Source organism: Sodalis sp. (in: enterobacteria) (genome assembly GCF_047607725.1).
Lineage (GTDB): Bacteria > Pseudomonadota > Gammaproteobacteria > Enterobacterales > Enterobacteriaceae > JBLKSS01.
This window is the reverse complement of the sequence record NZ_JBLKSS010000320.1, coordinates 1-1,519: the sequence shown is the minus strand read 5'-3', so window position 1 is coordinate 1,519 and position 1,519 is coordinate 1. Positions and strand designations below refer to the sequence as shown.

Genomic DNA, 1,519 nt, shown 5'->3' with positions numbered 1-1,519 from the left:
GGCTGGAGCGCCTGCTCAACCAGCTTAATTTTAAAGTCCAGCGGGAAATTGGGACGACGTCTTGAGGGTTTTGGTGGGGTTTGTTTCATGAATTGCGCCCATTAAAAAAATAATGGACATCATCTTCAATAACTTGATGGGAAATTAACAGACGGCGCTGGGCGTATGCTTACCTTAAGCAGATAGTTGCAGATAACGCCGCCGCCGCGGGCGTTGCGCCACGCGGACGGGGCGCGATTACTTGCCGGTGAGATCCAAAAGCCGACTTTGACCGGCCACCACCGTGGTATTGGCGGTGGCGGTCAGGGCGCCGAATTCCTCCATGTTGCTCACGACCACCGGGCTTATCATCGAGCGCGCGTTAGCGTTTAAGTAGGCCAGGTCCAGCTCCAGAATAGGCTGTCCCTGTGTTACCTTACTGCCCTCTTCCATCAGGCAAGTAAAACCCTGCCCGTTAAGGGCCACGGTATCGATACCGATGTGCACCACCACTTCAGCGCCGCCGTCGGTTTCCAGGCAGAAGGCGTGATGGGTATTGAATACTTTTACCAGCGGGCCGTTCGCCGGCGATAGCACCAGTTTATCGATGGGGCGTACGGCAATACCCTCACCCACGGCACGGCTGGCGAACGCTTCATCCGGCACTTGATCCAGCGGAACCACTTCACCGGTAATCGGCGATATCAGCGAAACCACCACCGGCTTCACCGCGGCGGGGGCCGATTCCACGCGAGGCGCGGGCGATACCGCACGCGCTACGCTGACCGGGCCACTCGCCAGCACGGTACGCATGGCGCCGGCGATAATTTCCGCGCGGGGGCCGACGATGATTTGCAGGCTTTCTTTATTCAATCGGATCACACCCTGGGCGCCGAGGTTTTTTGCAACCGCATCATTGACCAGCGAGCTATCTTTCACGCTTAGACGCAGACGGGTAATACAGGCATCAATACCGGTCAGATTATCCGAGCCGCCAATGGCGCTGATATACCGACACGCCAGGATTTGCGTCTCATCCCCTTTGCCCTCGCCGGCGACATCAATGTTCATATCATAGCCATCGGCCTCATCGCCGACCATTTGTAATTCGCGGCCCGGGGTGAGCAAATTGAAGCGTTTGATGGTGAAACGAAACACCAGATAATACACAACGAAGAACACCAGCCCTTGCGGGATAAGCATATACCACTGCACCGCCCGCGGGTTGCGGCTCGAGAGCACCATATCCACCAGCCCGGCGCTAAAGCCGAATCCGGCAATCCAATGCATACTGGCGGCAATGAATACCGACAAACCGGTCAACAGCGCGGGCAGGAAATACAGCACCGGCGCAACGAAACATAAAGGAGAATTCCAGCGGTTCGGTGATGCCGGTAAAGAAGTAAGCGCCCCGTGGAGGACGTCTTGAATTATTGGTGGGTTTGTTGTATGGCCCGGTAAGAATATGTTCCACTACGATGCCTAGTGAACCCGCATCCTATAAGGGACGGCTGTCAGATCATGGATAATCCGGCGATGA

The 1,519-nt window shown here is 56.1% G+C and carries 1 pseudogene; it reads right to left on the bottom strand.

Annotated elements, in window-relative coordinates:
* Nucleotides 1-237: 237 nt before the first annotated feature.
* A pseudogene (locus ACMX3H_RS19180) lies at nucleotides 238-1,387 on the bottom strand (glucose PTS transporter subunit IIA); the annotation flags it as partial.
* Nucleotides 1,388-1,519 lie beyond the last annotated feature (132 nt).